Origin of the sequence: Paenibacillus vandeheii (assembly GCF_030433635.1) — a bacterium.
GTDB classification, from domain to species: Bacteria; Bacillota; Bacilli; order Paenibacillales; family Paenibacillaceae; genus Paenibacillus; species Paenibacillus vandeheii.
Window position 1 is genome coordinate 43,037 of the sequence record NZ_JAROCD010000009.1, and the last position, 17,702, is coordinate 60,738.

Annotated in this window: 16 protein-coding genes; 13 read left to right on the forward strand and 3 right to left on the reverse strand. The window is 47.4% G+C overall.

The window, feature by feature from the left end; translation table 11 throughout:
• Nucleotides 1-117 precede the first annotated feature (117 nt).
• The 4 genes from P5G61_RS18610 (at nucleotide 118) to P5G61_RS18625 (ending at nucleotide 4,047) form a co-directional block, all read left to right on the forward strand.
• Nucleotides 118-363 carry a hypothetical protein gene (locus P5G61_RS18610; RefSeq protein ID WP_301247871.1) on the forward strand — a complete coding sequence of 82 codons (246 nt, stop codon included), beginning with the start codon at nucleotides 118-120 and terminating at the stop codon, nucleotides 361-363.
• Between the two features lie 173 nt (nucleotides 364-536).
• Nucleotides 537-1,139 (forward strand): nitroreductase family protein, encoded by a 603-nt coding sequence (locus tag P5G61_RS18615; protein ID WP_301247873.1) that lies wholly within the window; start codon nucleotides 537-539, stop codon nucleotides 1,137-1,139.
• A 149-nt stretch (nucleotides 1,140-1,288) separates the two neighbouring features.
• A complete protein-coding gene (locus tag P5G61_RS18620; RefSeq protein WP_301247874.1) occupies nucleotides 1,289-2,920 on the forward strand; it encodes an S-layer homology domain-containing protein in 1,632 nt (543 codons plus the stop codon).
• A gap of 197 nt (nucleotides 2,921-3,117) precedes the next feature.
• Entirely contained in the window at nucleotides 3,118-4,047 is a 930-nt protein-coding gene (locus tag P5G61_RS18625; RefSeq protein ID WP_301247875.1) for an NAD(P)/FAD-dependent oxidoreductase, read from the forward strand.
• Nucleotides 4,048-4,178: 131 nt separating this feature from the next.
• Here P5G61_RS18625 and P5G61_RS18630 read toward each other — a convergent pair whose 3' ends face one another.
• Nucleotides 4,179-4,367 (reverse strand): hypothetical protein, encoded by a 189-nt coding sequence (locus P5G61_RS18630; RefSeq protein ID WP_301247876.1) that lies wholly within the window; start codon nucleotides 4,365-4,367, stop codon nucleotides 4,179-4,181.
• 146 nt (nucleotides 4,368-4,513) lie between these two features.
• On the opposite strand from P5G61_RS18630, the gene P5G61_RS18635 reads away from it, so the two are divergent.
• From P5G61_RS18635 to P5G61_RS18660, 6 genes are all read left to right on the forward strand, one after another.
• Complete coding sequence (locus tag P5G61_RS18635) at nucleotides 4,514-5,941, forward strand: FAD-binding oxidoreductase (protein ID WP_301247877.1); 1,428 nt, start codon at nucleotides 4,514-4,516, stop codon at nucleotides 5,939-5,941.
• Nucleotides 5,938-6,492 carry an MFS transporter gene (locus P5G61_RS18640; RefSeq protein WP_301247878.1) on the forward strand — a complete coding sequence of 185 codons (555 nt, stop codon included), beginning with the start codon at nucleotides 5,938-5,940 and terminating at the stop codon, nucleotides 6,490-6,492. The genes P5G61_RS18635 and P5G61_RS18640 overlap by 4 nt, the downstream gene beginning before the upstream one ends.
• Before the next feature lie 128 nt (nucleotides 6,493-6,620).
• The gene (locus tag P5G61_RS18645; protein WP_301247880.1) at nucleotides 6,621-6,974 is read left to right on the forward strand and encodes a DUF3243 domain-containing protein; all 354 of its coding nucleotides are present in this window, start codon (nucleotides 6,621-6,623) and stop codon (nucleotides 6,972-6,974) included.
• 280 nt (nucleotides 6,975-7,254) lie between these two features.
• Nucleotides 7,255-7,821 carry a hypothetical protein gene (locus P5G61_RS18650; RefSeq protein WP_301247882.1) on the forward strand — a complete coding sequence of 189 codons (567 nt, stop codon included), beginning with the start codon at nucleotides 7,255-7,257 and terminating at the stop codon, nucleotides 7,819-7,821.
• A 156-nt stretch (nucleotides 7,822-7,977) separates the two neighbouring features.
• Nucleotides 7,978-8,835 (forward strand): heme o synthase, encoded by an 858-nt coding sequence (gene cyoE / locus P5G61_RS18655; protein ID WP_301247883.1) that lies wholly within the window; start codon nucleotides 7,978-7,980, stop codon nucleotides 8,833-8,835.
• 221 nt (nucleotides 8,836-9,056) lie between these two features.
• Nucleotides 9,057-9,539: a tetratricopeptide repeat protein gene (locus P5G61_RS18660; RefSeq protein ID WP_301247884.1), complete on the forward strand. Its 483-nt coding sequence runs from the start codon at nucleotides 9,057-9,059 to the stop codon at nucleotides 9,537-9,539.
• Between the two features lie 24 nt (nucleotides 9,540-9,563).
• Here P5G61_RS18660 and P5G61_RS18665 read toward each other — a convergent pair whose 3' ends face one another.
• Nucleotides 9,564-10,439 (reverse strand): LysR family transcriptional regulator, encoded by an 876-nt coding sequence (locus P5G61_RS18665; RefSeq protein ID WP_301247885.1) that lies wholly within the window; start codon nucleotides 10,437-10,439, stop codon nucleotides 9,564-9,566.
• Nucleotides 10,440-10,604: 165 nt separating this feature from the next.
• Between P5G61_RS18665 and P5G61_RS18670 the strand changes: the two genes are divergently transcribed.
• The 3 genes from P5G61_RS18670 to P5G61_RS18680 all read left to right on the forward strand — a co-directional run bounded on the left by P5G61_RS18670 (nucleotide 10,605) and on the right by P5G61_RS18680 (nucleotide 15,580).
• On the forward strand, nucleotides 10,605-11,552 hold the full coding sequence (locus tag P5G61_RS18670) for a DMT family transporter (protein WP_301247886.1): 948 nt from the start codon (nucleotides 10,605-10,607) through the stop codon (nucleotides 11,550-11,552).
• Nucleotides 11,553-11,751: 199 nt separating this feature from the next.
• Nucleotides 11,752-12,777: a LacI family DNA-binding transcriptional regulator gene (locus tag P5G61_RS18675; RefSeq protein WP_301247887.1), complete on the forward strand. Its 1,026-nt coding sequence runs from the start codon at nucleotides 11,752-11,754 to the stop codon at nucleotides 12,775-12,777.
• Nucleotides 12,778-13,030: 253 nt separating this feature from the next.
• Nucleotides 13,031-15,580, forward strand: a complete 2,550-nt coding sequence (locus P5G61_RS18680; protein ID WP_301247888.1) for a beta-mannosidase — start codon at nucleotides 13,031-13,033, stop codon at nucleotides 15,578-15,580.
• 116 nt (nucleotides 15,581-15,696) lie between these two features.
• On the opposite strand, the gene P5G61_RS18685 is transcribed toward P5G61_RS18680, so the two are convergent.
• Nucleotides 15,697-17,691 carry a beta-galactosidase gene (locus P5G61_RS18685; RefSeq protein WP_301247889.1) on the reverse strand — a complete coding sequence of 665 codons (1,995 nt, stop codon included), beginning with the start codon at nucleotides 17,689-17,691 and terminating at the stop codon, nucleotides 15,697-15,699.
• Between the last annotated feature and the right edge of the window lie 11 nt (nucleotides 17,692-17,702).

Here is a 17,702-nt window from a genome sequence, read left to right on the forward strand (position 1 = left end):
TGCTCCTGATGCAGACATGGAATTACACCTGTTACGTTCATCTCATAGCTGCTCCGTGTTTAGAAGTCAGACAGAAAAGGTAAAGAAGGGTAAATAAAAAAAGAGGAGGAATTACGAATGAAAGAGCGCACACCGGATCAAAATAACAAGGATACACATAAGGATCGTTTCCGTGATAATCCGGAGCAGTATCCGACAGAGAAGGAAAGTTTGCTTGATCGGCATGAAGAAGAGCAGACAGTGGACCCCATCCCGATGGAGGATCTGAATATGGAGAAGCAGGAAGAGAAGAATAAGGATCAAACCAAGAGCAATTCCTCAACGGAAGAAAAATATCGAGCAGATTATCGCGAATCGCAGTGATCAGCTACATTCTAGAGCTGTTAATAAGTAATACTTAACTACCCATATTCCAAGGGCAATGAATAAAATGCATGTTTGGTGAAAATAAATTAGTTTGTTGACTAATGTATGTTACTATATTATAGTTACTATGTTGGCAATAGGAAAAAACCATTTTGGGAGGCGAATGTTTTATGTCTACATCTTTCTTTGAAGCATTGAAAAACAGAAGATCTTATTATGGAATCAGCAAGGAATCCACAATCTCGGATGCTAAAATCCAGGAAATTGTGGAAGAAGCGGTGAAATACACTCCGACTTCATTCAACTCACAAACATCTCGCGCCGTAGTATTGCTTGGTGAACAACACGACAAACTGTGGAATCACACGGAAGAAATTTTGCGTGAAGTAGTTGGCAACGAAGAAGCATTCCAATCTACAGCTGAGAAAATGGCCGGATTCCGCAGCGGATACGGTACTGTACTTTTCTTCGAAGACAACAATGTGATCGCACAGCTTCAACAAAACTTTGCAGCTTATGCGGATAACTTCCCAATCTGGGCGAACCAATCTAATGGTATGTTGCAACTGGTGATCTGGACTGCATTGGAGCAAGAAGGTCTGGGCGCATCCCTGCAGCATTATAACCCGTTGATTGACGAGAAGGTCAAATCGGAATGGAACATTCCCGAGAACTGGAGACTGATCGCTCAAATGCCATTCGGCAAACCTACTGCAACACCAGGCGAGAAAGAATTCCAACCGATTGAACAACGTGTAAAAGTACACAAGTAAGGCTTTCGCCTGAATTCGAATGTCGACCTTGATTGATAATATTGAGGTACATCACTTCAGCGAATTTCCCAATATTTAACCACATACGGCCTCGCTTCAATTTGATACGATTGTGTAGATCGTACTCCAATGAAGCGAGGCTTTTTGATTTGAATAATAGAATAAACAAACGTACCCGGCGAAAGCTATGGAATGCTGTTTTGTGCGGTGTACTTGCAATGGGCTCAATCTCTATCGGTTACCCCACAGCTCAGGCAGCAGCGGCTCAGCAGGTGTTCCAGGATACAGCCTCCAGTTATGCCAAGGATGCTATTGCACATCTGGTCAAAGCGGGAATTGCTGCCGGCACTTCCGAGAATACGTTTGAACCCAAAAAGGCGGTCACTCGTGCCGAATTTGCAACATTTGCCGTAAGACTGTTAGGTTTGAAGCCGGTTAAAAACAATATTAACCCCTATAACGATGTAAGCATAAATGCATGGTATTACGGCAACGTCTCAGCCATGACCAACCTGTCTGTTCTTGAGGGCAAGAGTCAGGGAGTGTTCCAGCCGAACGCTTCCATCACTCGGGAAGAAGCGGCTGCACTGCTCGTGAGGATGTTGAAACAATCTTCAAAGTCAACGAACCTCCTGTCATCTACATATGACGATGCAGCTCAGATATCGGACTGGGCGCGTCCTTACGTGCAGACGGTATATCAGCTTGGCCTGATGCGCGGCAGTGATGGCATGTTTCGTCCACATGACCAGGTGACCAGAGAAGAGGCAGCAGTGATGCTGGATGCCATTTTGCAAAAGAAAACCTGGTCAGACCAGCTGAAAAGCGAGGACCAGCTCGGTATTCAGCTGGGATGGCAATATAACGCCACTACGGCTGAGTTCAAGAAACAGATTGAACAGTCGGAAGCAAACACACTGGTTCCCCGTTGGTTTTTCCTGAATAGCAGCATGAAGATCACAGATCTCACGGACACGTCGCTATTATCCTGGGCATCTGCTACAGGCAGACAAGTATGGCCATTGCTTGGCAATCGTTCGAACCCAGACCTTACCCATCAGATGTTATCCAGCTCAGCTAACCGGGCGGCCGTGATCTCACAGGTCACATCGGTTGTGAAAACATACAAACTGGATGGTATTAATGTGGATTTCGAGAACGTACTGCCTGCTGATCGTGAAGGAATGACCGCATTTATCACCTCCCTGACAACGTCTTTGCATGCGCTGGGGGCCGTTGTATCCGTGGATGTATCACCTGATCTGGGGACAGACTGGACCGACGCATTTGATTATGCTCAATTGGGTGCCGTATCGGATTATATGGTACTGATGGGATATGAGGAACATTGGAACGGCGACCCGCAAGCGGGGTCTGTGGCATCTCTCCCCTGGGTCGAAAAGTCCCTGGTTACGCTGCTCGCTGAAGTGGTTCGCGCCAAAACAATTCTGGCCCTGCCTTTATATACACGAGATTGGTCTTCCGTTAATCCGGCAGCCAGTTCATGGGATATCACCCTTGCAGAACAGGGAACACGTGCACGAGCTTCAGGTTCTGTGAGACGGTGGGATGCATCGTTGGTCCAATATGTGATTGGATATAACAATAACGGTACACCAAAATATATATGGGCAGAAGACAGTCGTTCATTATCCGCGAAAGTAATGATGAGTGGGGAACGTAACATTGCTGGATTAGCCTATTGGTATATGGGCGGAGAGACGGCAGATGTATGGAATGCCATTTCGAACGCTTCACGATTTGAATCATACATTTTCTGAATTCCGGAATGATCATTCTTTCTTAAACCGACCCAAACGCACCGTTATTCAGACGGATGGTTTGGGTTATTTTATTTTGGTAAAAGCTAAGTTGTAACAGATAACGTTTGATTCTGGTTGAATGGTGTAAATGGATAGAAGGATAGTGAACTGTCCAATAACATATAAGAGATAGAAGCATAGGAGGGAGATGGAGCATGCGAGAGTATGATTGCATTATCGTAGGTGGAGGACTCGCAGGACTTCAGGCGGCTATTCAGATGGGACGATACTCTTCCCATCGGGTGTTGGTGGTGGACGCAGGAGAAGGCAGATCAACGTTATGCCGAACCTATCATAATATTCTTGGTTTTCCTGATGGAGTATCCGGTGAAGAGCTGCGCACCAAAGGCCGAATGCAGGCAGAAGGGACTGGAGTAGCTTTTGAGAAAGACCGTATCATTAAAGCAGGACGCCGGGGAGAACAGATTCAGCTGTTCGGCTCTTCCGGCTCTGAATATATGGCAAAAACAGTCCTGCTGGCAACCGGACTAACGGACAGGATACCAGATATCCCGGGATTAACGCCTACGTTGGGACGAACAGTATATGTGTGCCCGGATTGCGATGGATACGAGATTCAGGATCAGCGCACGATATTGCTGGGTGCAGGTGAAGCCGGTGCAAACATGGCTATGGTTTTAATTCAACGTACCAATGAGTTGTTATACATCAACCATGAGCAGTCGCCAATCTCCGCTGAGCTTCATCGCAGCATGAAAGAGGCAGGAGTTCGTTATCTAGAGGCGGCCGTACAAGAAGTACAGCAGATGGAAGATGGCCATATTACGGGTGTACTGACGGAAGATGGACAGATTTATGAGTCGGAGCGTGGATTTATTGCGTTTGGAGGTAATCGTGTGCATTATGAACTGGCAGAGCAGCTTGGAGCCGTCATCGCGGATAATAAACATGTGGAAGCCAACCCGCGCAGCATGCAGGCCGCACCTAATGTATGGATTGCAGGGGATCTGGGCCTGCACGCAGAACAAGCTACGGTTGCCATGGGCGAAGGTTCAATTGCCGCGATCTGGATTCACAAGGCATTGCAACAGATGAAAAAGGAAAACGAAGTGAATCAGATCTAAACGCAAATATGGAACAGTCCGATTTATCAACTTACACATCAGCAATGCAAAAAGTCCCCCGACCGTTATAACTAAGGTTGGAGGATTTTTTTGCGTTGTACGCAAACGGCTTGCAAAAGGATGATCAAGATTTATTTGCTGTTTGTATTGCGTGTGTCGGTTGTTTTAGCTTTGTGAGGATGGGTGATGTTGTCTACGATTTCTCCTACGGCTTCCTCAATCATGTCCGTTGGCCCGGGATTATAGGGATCGGGGTGCAGAACGGTATTGACACCAGGTTCGAGGTCTTTGGTTTTTCGCTCTTTTTTATGCTCGCTCATGGAAAATTCCTCCTTATTCAGGTATGTTTAAGGTGTTCCTTAACATATCCAATCTCTTTAATGTGTATGTAAACGATTAACCAATGGGATTAAATTGAAACGTTGAATGTAAGGGAGGAGGAGTTCAGCTGGTCAAAAAAATGAGCATGCTCCTGTTACTTCTGGTTTTATGTGTGTGGACATATTGGAGAACGGATAGCGATGATCAGAATCCTTATCTGATTACCGACTACAGCCGCCTTCATCCGGTTAAGGTTGAACGTATTGTGGAAGGTCGTGAAGAACAGCAGTTTGTTGAACTGCTTGAGGATGCACGAAAGCGAAATCTGACGATATCCATTGCCGGGCAGCGTCATAGTCAGGGAGGACACACCTATTATAAAGACGGGATTGTCATCGATATGACCTCTTATAATAAAGTGCTAGAGGTTAATGCTGATGCCAAAAAGGTCCGTGTACAGGCAGGGGCAACCTGGGCTGACGTACAGCGAGCCATTAATCCGTATGGATTGTCCATCAAAAATATGCAGTCCCAGAATATTTTTACGGTAGGCGGGTCCATCAGTGTAAATGCACATGGTCGGGAGCTTCATCAGGGTTCCTTGATTCAAAGTGTGGATTCTTTTCGTCTCTTGACAGCAGATGGTCAGATTCGGCACGTGAGCCGCACCGAGAATGCCGAACTTTTCCCGCTTGTGCTTGGAGGATATGGACTTTTTGGCCTGATTCTGGACGTTACTCTGACATTAACGGATGATGAAGTCTACCCTCTTACGACGGAGCAGGTGCTGGCTAGGGACTACCCGTCTTATTTTCAAAAGATTGTTCTTGGAGATCCGATGATGCGAATGCATCTGGCCCGAATTTCAATTCAGCCTGGTGAAGGCTACTTTCGTGATATGTACGCACTGAATTATGCGCTTGATCCAACGGCTTCACTAGAGGATTATAATCATCTGGATGAACGCGAAAGGGGCGTACTTCCCAGCAAACTCCTGTTCAACCTGAACCGTGAATTCGAGTGGGGCCGGGCGTGGTTTTGGCCTCTGCAACAGCGTTACTTCGAGTCCCAGGATGGCAAGAGGGTTAGCCGCAACAATGCCATGGCTTCAGCGTCTGCTTTCATGGAGTATCATCAGCCGGGCGAAAATGATCTGTTGCAGGAATATTTTATTCCGGTGAATGCCTTCCCGGCATTTGTTCAGGAGATGGGAGAGATTGTTTCCCAGGAGCAGTTGGATCTGCTTAACATTACAGTCAGGTATGTGAAACATGATGAAGAGGCTGTGCTTTCATATGCAACGCAGGATATGTTCGGTCTAGTCTGTTTATTTCACGCTTCATTGTCCGAGGCAGAACAAGGAAAGTTCAAGAACAGCATGCAGCAATTAATGGATGCCGTCCTTCGATATAACGGAACATATTACCTGCCCTATGCAGGTTATGCGACTTCAGAGCAATTCGAACAGGCCTATCCGCGAATGAATGAGTTTTTTGCAGCTAAAGAAAAGTTTGACCCCAATCATCTCTTTATGAACTATTTTATGGAGGAATATGGAGGAAATCGTCCATGAATATCAAGTGGCTTATTCGATCTCAAAGTATCGTTACCCTCGCTTCGGGTATGATTTATCCCTATTATCTGTTGTTTCTCAAAAATCTGGGCAACAGCTTCTCCAAATACGGGCTTGCCTTTGCCGTGTTTACGATTAGCTCTGCAGCTGCTTCGCAATGGCTCGCTCCCCGGATGGATCGACAAGCCAAACATTGGCTCATCGTAAGTGCAGTGGGGATGGCTGGGGCCATGATTGCATTTCCATGGGTCATATCCTACATCTGGGTCCTTCTGCTGCAAATTATCATGGGGATATGTAATGCGATGCAACGGATGAGTGAACGGGTGCTGCTCGCCGATTATACGGTAGCCGGACAACGGGGCCCAGCTGTCGGCAATTATCATTTCTGGACATCCGCCGCGTCAGGGTTGGCCGTAATTGTAGGTGGTGTGCTGATCGATTGGCTGACAATCGATGTATTATTTTATCTGAGTGCCATGCTGTATATGTGGGGAGCACTGGCAGTATGGCGATTTCGAAGCATCTCTGATGAAGCAACAGATGGCTGATGATATTTGCTAAAGGATAGAAATGGTCTGATTAATCTCCAGCGAGAAGTTTATATTATAGATAACTTGGTATGATTAAGCATTTTGCTTACTCCCCAAAAGCGAATATTCTCAAGGAGGTTTTTCAAATGAATGAACATGATCATGTTATCCACAAAGATGGCCAGGTTTCAACGGACAAGGTAGACAATGCGATTGACAAGATTGCACCCGAAGAAAGACAACAGATTTTACAGAATTTTGATTCTTTCAAAGAATATCTGGGCAAACGAATTGCAATGGGAGAATCGATTGGGCTTGGCGAAGAACAGATGGCCAAAATTGCCGAGAAGGTGGCCGATTATTTGGCAGCCCGGGAAGAGCCGCGTAACCGTGAAGAGAAGTTGCTGCAGGAGTTGTGGAACGTCGGGAAAGAAGAAGAACGCCATATGTTGGCTCATATGCTTGTACGTCTGGCTCAGGGATCGGCTCCGAATCACTAAGATCGAGCTGAAACCAAAAGCTAAGCCAATAGAGACTCTGGATGCCATGACATTCAGGGTTTCTTTTTGGTTTATGTTGCTCTTCTTTTGTTAAGATGCTCGGTACAGAACTGATGACATGTATTGTAACTATTTTTCATCTGGCTGATACTTTTATAATTGGCATACCCATTATGATAGGGAGAGTAGAAAACAGAATTAAATATTTCATATGAGCGTTTGAAGGAGAAGCCTTCCGGTTAAGGAATACTATCGTTCATAATAAGGAGAGATGCTGCCTATGAAGAACGCGGCGAAACAATGGAAATTACGATTGCTGGGTGCGGCTGTTGCATTGCTTGGCATGATTGTGCTTGCTACATATTTGCTTACACCAGCGAACGCTGAGGAGAGCACGGACCCTGTGCAGGCATCCGCCAAAGAAGCTCAGGCTGCAAACTCCGAGATGTTTACAGCGTATGTGGATGACATACAGCATGAAGACGGTAAATTATACTTAATTGTAGACAAGATTGGCTGGTACCAAGGGACAGAGGCTGATAAAGTTTTTGAACAACGGAATCCAGACTCCGGTATAGATGGTGCTCCTGATGGATATTATATCGTCAACGACAGCAAAGAGCAGGAAAAGGTGGAAGTCAGTGCTAATGCTGAAGTGTTGATGCAGTTGTATGATCGTGACGGTACGGTGCAGGGCACCAACATTCAATGGAATGAGCCAGTTGCGCTCAGCAAGTTCGAATCCTTGTATGACAATACGAATCTGCTCGATCTGTCCATATTCCCGTATCACCTCACTGTACAAGACGGAAAAGTGATCAAAATTGTACAGCAGTACATTCCATAAAATCAAATTCAACTTTTAATGGTTAAGCATTCCTCTGGTTCCATACCGGGAGGAATGCTTTTTGGTTATGACAAATTCATGAAGGAGATTGTAATTCATGGTATGTACAGGTATCATTATAGGAATGGTGTTTTTACATAGTTCAGGAGGCTTCTCATGCTTAAAGACATGATCGCATTAACGAAACCCGGACTTTTGCGGCTAAATGTATTTGCGGTGGCGGTAGGGTTCTGGGTCGCTTCAAAATGGGATATCTCATGGATATCTCTCCTCATGGTGTTAATTGGATCAACTCTGGTCATCGCATCAGCTTGTGTGATTAACAACTACTGGGACCGTGAATTGGACCAGAAGATGGAGCGTACCAAAAAACGGATTGAATACATCAACCATCTCAAGCCCAAGTTTGTACTCGGGTATGGCCTTGCTCTTGGTGTGGCCGGTGTGGCGCTGCTGTACTTCCTGGTTAATCCGTTGTCCGCATGGATGGCATTGCTCGGGTGGTTTGCTTATATCGTGATTTACACGATGTGGCTCAAACGCAGTTCGACCTGGAGCACTTCACTTGGCGGAATTGCAGGTGCTATGCCGCCTGTAATCGGTTATTGCGCAGTTACTAATCAGATCGATGTGGGTGCCTGGCTGCTCTTTGCACTGTTATTTCTATGGCAGCCGCCTCACTTCTGGTCTCTCGGGATTCGCAAAGTGGAGGAATATCGTGCAGCAGGTTTCCCGCTTTTACCCGTAGTCAAGGGCGTCAAACGTACCAAGTTTCAGATGATTCCTTACGTTTTTCTGTTGCTTCCTGCTGTATTTCTACTGTATTACTATAACTACGTTGGGCTTGTGTTCCTGCTTGTCTCCGGTCTTGGAAGCCTCATCTGGTTTGTACACACCCTAAGCGGACTCAAAACACAGGATGACGAAAAATGGGCAAAGGTTAACTTTTTGATCTCTGTCAATTATCTAATGGTTGTATTTATAGTGATGGTAGCGAATACGACCTGGTCCTGAGCGAAGCATCCATTTTGTAATTACTAAAATGGATGATGTCAGAGTGGTTGGCTTTCTTACGCAAATTACGAAACGAGATTACGAAATGAAAAAGCACGCTGTATGGAATATGCTTGGACAACCTCTGGTTGTTCCGCATATTTCCCGGGGTGTTTTTTTGTTATAATGATTGAATGATTTCTACAAATGAAACAGATGATGAATGAACAGGAAGTGGGATTATGAGTGATGTGAAGCAGGCTATTCTCTGGCGACAAGAGGGGAAGGTGCAGGAGGCGATCGAGCTGTTGCAGAAACTGGCCTTGCAAGAACCGGAGAACGCACAGGTATGGTATCAGCTGGCTTGGGCGCATGATTCAATTGGATTGGAGCGGGAAGCGGTAACACATTACGAACAGGCTCTAAGTCTTGGACTTCCAGGTGAGGACAGGGCAGGGGCCATCCTTGGACTAGGCAGCACGTATCGAACTTTGGGACAATACGAGCAGGCGAAGACCTGGTTTGAAAAGGGGATAAGTGAATTCCCGGAGAACCGGGAATTTGAAGTTTTTCTAGCCATGGTGCTCTACAATCTGGGCGAGCATGCAGAGGCCATGAAGCGGCTGCTGGTGCAACTGGCAGATACATCAGGGGATAAGGGAATAACCGATTACAGCAGAGCCATCCGATTCTATGCAGATCAGCTGGACCGGGTGTGGGAGTAGGTGATCAGGATGGCGGTTCACAGATTATAACGATGGAGTTAGCCATTCCTGTACAGCTTCAATGAAACGACGCGAAGCAGGGGACAGATTAGTGAGCGAAGGGCAAGCGATGCCAATCGTACGATAAGGATCTCCAGTGACTGGAACGAGAGCGAGCTCGTTTGTATGGTGTTGAAGAACCATTTCAGGTAAGAGGCTAATACCAAGTCCGTTTCGAACCATTGCCATAATGGCTTGGTCCTCTGCAACTTCATAGACCACATTCAGCTTGGCTGCATGCTGTCGAATCAATCGTTCAATTTCGTTGTCACCGCCCCATTTGGGCAGAATAAAGGGCTGCTCCAGCAATACGTCAAATGAGACCGATCTCTCCGTAGCAAGTGGATGCTCCAAAGGTAGGATGCACATCATCCTGTCTTTTTGCAATGGAATGGTTTCAAAAGGCGAAGAATCACCAAGGGACAGAAAGCCGAGATCGATGGCGCCTCCGGCCAGCCAGCCTTCAATTTCTGCATAGTCCCCTTCCCACAGCTTAATTTCGATTCCGGGATGACGCAGGCGAAATTGCTTCAGGATGCCAGGCAGCCACTGTGTGGATACACTGGCGAATGTGCCAATGCGCACGGTTCCAACCTCGGCGCCGCGAATTAATGAAATTTCCTGGTTCATCCGTTCCGTCCAGCGCAGAATTTCACGAGTATAGCCCAGAATGCGTTCCCCTTCGGTGGTCATTCGTACACCGGAGCGGCCTCGATTCAGCAGCGAAAATCCGCACTCGGTCTCCAGACTCGCGATGGCATGACTGACCGCGGATTGGGTAATATTCAGTGCTTCTGCTGCTTTCGTAAGGCTGCCGTATTCCACTACGGCATTCAAAATTTCATATTTGACCAATGACATGAAAGATCCCGTTCCTCTCTTCATTTTATACATGAGTTTATTTCATATTACCTATTATAAATATTCATTTTTATAATGCAAAGCAATCGTTTATACTTGCCAAGGCGAGTTAGTTCGAGAGAGCCTCGGATCGATTACAATACATAGAATGAAGGTAGAAGCAAGATGAACGGAGTACGTGCACCACAAGGTCAGGCATCAAGAAGAGCGGATTTGCAGATGCTGCTCGCAACGGTAATATGGGGATCATCCTATCTGTTTATGAAATCCGGACTGGAGTCCATGCAGGAGCTGAATTTGGTCGCATTCCGGTTTGGCATTGCCTTTATCGCGGCAGCTGTCCTTTTCCATCGGCGACTGTTCCGAATGGATCGCAGAACGCTTGTGGCAGGGGCTATTATGGGAACAGCGTTATTCGCGGCCTTTGTATTGATCACTTATGGAGTTCAGCGCACAACGGCTTCGCAGGCGGGATTTCTGATCAGTTTGGCAGTGATCTTCGTGCCTATCCTGACGACAATTTTGCATCGAAGATTGCCAGATTTGCGGTTAACCATAAGTATTCTCGTGGCGGTAACCGGGCTTGCATTGTTGACGTTACAATATGAGCTTAGCCTGCATATGGGGGATATCTTCTGCATTCTCGCAGCATTCATGTACGCGATCTACATTATGATTGCTGGCAAGTATACTCCGAAGCATGATCCGCTAACCCTGGGTACGGTTCAACTGGGCGTTGCAGCCCTGTGGGGGTTGGCTGCTACATTTCTGCTGGAGACACCGCGTCTGCCCGACACGCCGCAATCTTGGGCTGCCATTCTGGGTCTTGGGGTCCTGTGCAGCGGCATTGGCTACATTTTGCAGACTCTTGCCCAGCGGCATGCTTCACCAACGAGAACGAGTCTGATCTTTTCCCTCGAACCGCTGTTCGCCGCAGCATTTGCGTTTACTTTTCAAGGGGAGTCCCTTACCCTACAAGGGTATGCGGGTGCAGCACTGATGCTCATTGGTGTTCTGATTATGGAGATCAGAGTCCCATATCCGTTATTATGGCGCAGAAAGCGGACGGCATTACAGACCGAACTGGGAGAACAGGGAGCAACTGGCGTATAATTTTGAGATAAAGGAAGAGTTCTTCCATCATCTTCATGGTGAAGGTGGTGGAGGAACTTTTTTTGTTATTTTATCCGAGAGAGATGTAGAATCCCTAGCAAATCAACCTAACAAAATAAAGTTTTTAATAACATGTTTTGTTGAATCCCTTTTATTATGCTACACTTAATGAAAAAATAAGGAAAAACGGGTGAGTAGGATGGGCAAAAGAGTAACCATGCAGCAAATTGCCGATGCTGCGGGGGTATCCAAATTCGCAGTCTCCCGTGCGTTGACGGGCAAACCTGGTGTCAGTGAACATACCCGGGAGATGATTGTCAGAACGGCGGGGCAGCTCGGATATTTCAAAACCGAACCGAAGCGTTATCTGGCGGAAACCCCAGTTGAACAGGAGATGAAGCTGGATAGACAGGGAACTATTCTGATCTTGTTCCCCAACATTCGTTCGCAGAATCGTTCCTCCCTGTACTGGGGGCCCATATTTGACGGAATATCTGCACGCCTGAATGAGAAGGGCATGGATATTCTGACCTTGACGGAACCTTCCTCGGATCGCATGTTTTCGGTGCTTAATCCCGAAGCCATCAGCGGAATTATTACCGTTGGCTCCATTTCCACATCTGTATTACTCGAAATCTATCGACTGCATATTCCGCTAGTGATGGTTGATCATGAAGACCCGGCCATCCATGGAGATACGGTGTTTACAGACAACATGAAATGTATGAAGGAACTGGTGCTGATGCTCGTTGGTAAGGGCTACAGGCGGCTGCAGTTTGCTGGAGAATTGCCTGATGCAGCCAGTTTCAGAGAGCGATGGCTCGGCTATCGTTCGGTACTGGAAGAGATGCAGCTGCAAGTCACGCAGCAAGCAGATTTGCTGGGACCCGATCTGGATCACATTCGGGAATCCATCGCCGCCATGCAGATGGAAGACATCCCCGAAGTGATGGTATGTGCGAACGATCATATGGCTGCTGTTGTGATTGGTGCACTCCAAGGCAGGGGCATCGAGGTGCCGGAGCGCTGTGCAGTAACCGGGTTCGACAATACACGTTCAGAAGAGCCTATTCTTGCTACGGTTCATATTGACAAGGAGAACATGGGCAGGCGGGCGGTGGACCAGCTATTGTGGCGCATGGAGCAGCCGGACGGGCCTTTTGAAAGAAAGCTGATTTATTCGGAATTAATCATTCGTGATGAGTACAATGCTATTTTGCAATGAAGTGAACGAACGCGGTTCTGGAATGCCAAGGATAGCACGCACCATTCTATATAATTATGGGGTGAAAAGACATGGAGAGATAAGGCTTCATGTCTTTTTTGTTTGGATAAAAAGGTTTTTAGAAATAAATCACAAAACAGATTGACTGAATTGAGCATATCATGTTAATTTTGTTTTGTAAGTTATTTGTTTTTATAATAACAAAACCTAACAAATTGTTTTCCAAACAACTTCAACGATAACGGAGGCTGTCATGAGCAAAATACAATCGCAGACATTTCAGAATTGGACGTTCAAGGCTTGTGAGGATCAGGAGTGGATGCCGGCTCAAGTGCCCGGCTGTGTGCATACGGATTTGCTGAAATTGGGTAAGATACCAGACCCCTTCTATGGAACTAACGAAAAGGAAATTCAATGGGTCGACAAGAAAGACTGGGAATATCGTACCGAATTTGACATTAATGAAGCACTGCTGTCACAGCAGTATCTGGAGCTGGTCTTTGATGGTCTGGATACGTATGCCGATGTGTACGTGAATGAACAGCATGTGTTGTCGGCGGATAATATGTTCCGGGTGTGGACAGCTGACGTGAAATCGGTTGTAAAGGCAAGTGGCAACATCCTCCGAATACGTTTTCGTTCCCCAATAAATGAAGACCTGCCGAAGCTGGAGAAGCTCGGATATGCTCTGCCTGCATCGAATGATCAATCTGATGTGGGGGGACTAGGCGACAAAAGAGTGAGTATTTTTGCCCGGAAAGCCCCGTATCATTATGGCTGGGACTGGGGTCCACGTTTTGTAACCAGCGGAATCTGGCGCGAAGCGCGTCTCGAAGGATGGACCGACGTACGGATTAATGATGTTTTTATCCAGCAAAAAGAAGTAACCGCTGCTTCCGCTTCTCTGACTGCGGTCGTGGAAGTAGAGTCTGCGCAAGTAATAGAAACGGTTATTCGAGTAGGAACGGACGGACAGAGCTGGGAGCAGGCTGTAACGTTGAAACCAGGCGTCCAGACTGTGGAGGTTCCAATCTCCATAGATGAACCGAAGCTGTGGTGGAGCCGCGGACTGGGTGACCCGCATATGTATTTCTTCCTAACGGAAGTGATTCAGGGAGAGCAAGTAGTGGCTGAGTCCACGGTGAAAACGGGCATTCGTTCCATACGTCTGGTTCGTGATCAAGATGAAGCAGGAGCCTCCTTTTATTTTGAATTAAACGGAGTTGCTGTCTTTGCCAAAGGTGCAAATCACATTCCAAATGATAGCTTCATTACAGAAGTCACACGTGAGCGTTATCTGCATGAGATTGTGTCAGCTGCCGAGTCGAATATGAATATGCTCCGTGTATGGGGTGGTGGCTTCTATGAAGAAGACGTGTTCTACGAGTTGTGTGACGAATATGGTTTGCTCGTATGGCAGGATTTTATGTTTGCTTGCAGCATGTATCCTGGAGACGAGGCTTTCCTGAACAGTGTGAAGCATGAGGCGATTGATAATGTAAAACGTCTGCGCAATCATCCAAGCATCGTGCTGTGGTGTGGCAATAACGAGATTGATTCCGCATGGGCTCATTACATTGAGGATGGCGGCTGGGGTTGGAAGAAAGATTACAACGAAGAGCAGAAGGAACGCATTTGGGCGGATTACGAAGCCATTTTCCATGATCTTTTGCCGGAAGTGGTGGAAGCCTATGCTCCTGGTGTGGATTACTGGCCTTCTTCGCCACTCGTATCCCTGTCGGGAGACGAGAAACAGCATGCCCATCCATCCACGTCAGAAGGGGATATCCACTATTGGGGTGTATGGCATAATGTGGAGCCATTTGAGAACTACAACGTTCATGTGGGACGCTTCATGAGTGAATATGGCTTCCAGTCCTTCCCTGAATATGATTCGGTTCGCAAGTATGCAGAGGAGGAGGACCTGGCGCTGGAGTCTGACGTGATGCTGGCGCATCAAAAGAACGGGGCGGGTAATCGTCTGATCAAACAATACATGGACATGTACATGCATGAACCTAAGGATTTCCCTTCCTTCCTCTATATGAGCCAGGTGCTTCAGGCTGAAGCGATGAAAACAGCCATTGAGGCTCACCGTCGCCGCAAACCGTTCTGTATGGGAACGCTCTATTGGCAGATGAACGATTGCTGGCCGGTAGCATCATGGGCGGGGATGGACTACTTTGGCCGCTGGAAAGCATTGCAATATTACGCCAAACGCAGCTTCAGCGATGTCTTGGTTTCGGTAGATGGCACGAAGCAAGATGTGACGGATATTTTTCTGATCTCGGATCAGCTTGAACCTGTGAAAGGGAAACTTCAGCTGCGCCTAATCGGCTTTGATGGCACGGTATACCGTGATGAAGAGCATGAAATCGCTCTGGCATCCAACTCTGGTCAACAGGTGCTGTCATTGAGTCAGGCTGAATGGCTGGAAGGTCGTGATGCTGCAACTACATTGCTGCGCATTGATCTGAAGCAGGATGGGGCAGCCGACATCGTACAGGAGCATTATTTTGTACCATCGAAGGATCTTGCACTGCAACCAGTGCAAATTAAGGTAATCGAAGTGACTGAGAACGATGGCGTACATTTGGTCCTGGAAAGTGATGTGCTTGCCAAACAAGTGTGGATTTCTACAGAGGCAGAAGGTGTATTCTCAGACAATTTCTTCGACCTCATTCCTGGCATTCCAGTGAAGGTTAAGTTCACATCCAGAGCGGCATTACAGGGATCTGATGGTGCTGTTTCCGAGGCGGGGGCCATCCAGGTTCGCTCCATAGCTGACTTTATCCAATCATAATCAAGTTATACTTCTTAACGTTTCTGCCAGTGGTTAAAGGCCCGGGTGCACTTTAGGTGCAGATCCGGGCCTTTTCATGGTTCCATTTGGTCATACACTGCCTATCTGTTTATTTATTATTGAATCTCCAAAATCTCAATATCATAGGGCCCCAGTTCCAGCAGAGGGCCTTTAGTATTTCCGTCCAGTGCACTGGTGTATGAGGCTTTCAGCGAAATGGAGGCAGGCTGAGGGCTTAAATTCAGAATAAAACGAAACGTTCCATTCGGTCCTGAACGGGTTGTCACCTGGACACCGTCTGGCAAGGATTGAATCTCGGACAGGCTGCCCTGTTCGCCGATGGTTCGCAATAATTGGCTCAAGTAAGCTTCTTCGGGCTGCGTAGCCACATAATAGACTTCACCCTTGCCCCAGCTGTTTCGGGTGACCGCCGCACTTTCGGCATAAAATTGATCCGCATAAACCGCAATCGCCTGTGCTGTGCTCAGTTCGAGAACATCAGCCCATTGTGAAGCGGCGTATGTATGGCCTTGCTCGTCACGGATCTGAATCGGGTCAACACCGACAGGATCATATTCGGTAACGCGCACGCCAGAACAAGCAGACAACAAACCTGGAAGCGATGCCATGACACAGACGTTGTTATCGTTCTTGACACCGGAGCGATGCGTTAAGACCAATATACCACCAGCCGCAGCAAAACCTTGCAAACGATTTGCTGTGTTTTCATCCAGCAAATACAAGTGTGGCGCAATGATCATTTTGTAGCCATCCAGCGCTTCCGAGGAATGGATAACATCCGTACTGATTCCTAATTTGGTCAAGGCACGATGCCACACTTTCATATTTTCGTAGTACTCCAGTCCTTCGGCTTGGGGTTGAATCTGAAGCGCATTTAACTGGTCATGCGAATGCAGGATGGCAACTTCGTTATGCAGTGTAGAGCCTTGCAGACGTTCCCCGAGTTTGTTTACTTCGGTGCACAACTGTTGGAATTCCTTAAACCGTCGCCCCGGAACGTTGCTGTGATCGATAAGGCCATGCCAAAATTGTTCGGCTCCGCCTGTTGCGCTGCGCCAGCGGAAATGTACAACCGCATCAGCTCCGCGGGCGATAGTCTGCCACGAGTAAGCACGCAGAAAGCCGGGCTTCGGGGTACGCCACATCGGAAACCAGCATCCCGGAGGTCCGCTAAGCTGCTCCATGATCCAGAAATTGCGACGTTTGATGCCTCGTGTCAGATCCAGAGCCAATGCGCCGCTGTAAGGGGCTGTTTCGGTCTTGTTCGGTGAGGGGTTCGGGTAGTAATCAAAGGAAGCAAAGTCCAGCTCCTGAGCAATTTTATATTGATCTGCCTTTTGCGGATAGCTGTGAAAATTATGCGTGACAAAATGTTCAGGACCATTGTAACGGATAATCTCCAGTTGAAGATGTTGAAAAGAAGCAATGGAATCCGATTGAAACCGGGAGTAATCCAGCAGGAATGAAGGATTCTGAAACGGCGAGCCGCCATATGGTGGCGTGATTTGTTCCCAATCGCTGTATTCTCCACTCCATATAACTGTTCCCCAAGCTTGGTTGAGCTGCTCCAGCGTGTTGTAACGGGAACGAACCCATTTGCGAAAAGCGTCCGCACAAGCGGAGCACTGACAATCCGTGAAACTGAACTCATTATCTGTCTGCCAGCCAATCACGGCCGGATGCCTTGCATAACGCTCGGTCAATTTCTGTACTATTCGTGAACTGTATTTTCGCATGCTCGGGCTGTTGTAACAGCGGTGGCCGCGGACTCCTTCATGATACGTTTGCCCATGTGGAAGGACAGGCAGGATATCCGGGCATTGTGCGGTAAGCCAGCGTGGTGGTGTCATGGTTGGCGTTCCGATGACGACCTGGAGTCCATGTCTATGAAGGGTATCGATCGCCTGATCAAGCCATCCCCACTGAAATTGGCCGTTTGCAGGCTCCATTCGGCTCCATGCGAATTCACCCACACGGACAATCTGTACACCGCTTTTGGCCATTAGACGGGCATCCTGCTCCCACATGGCTGGGGCCCAATGCTCGGGATAATAATCAACGCCCACTTGTACGGGACGGTTTGTGTTCATATACGCTGTTC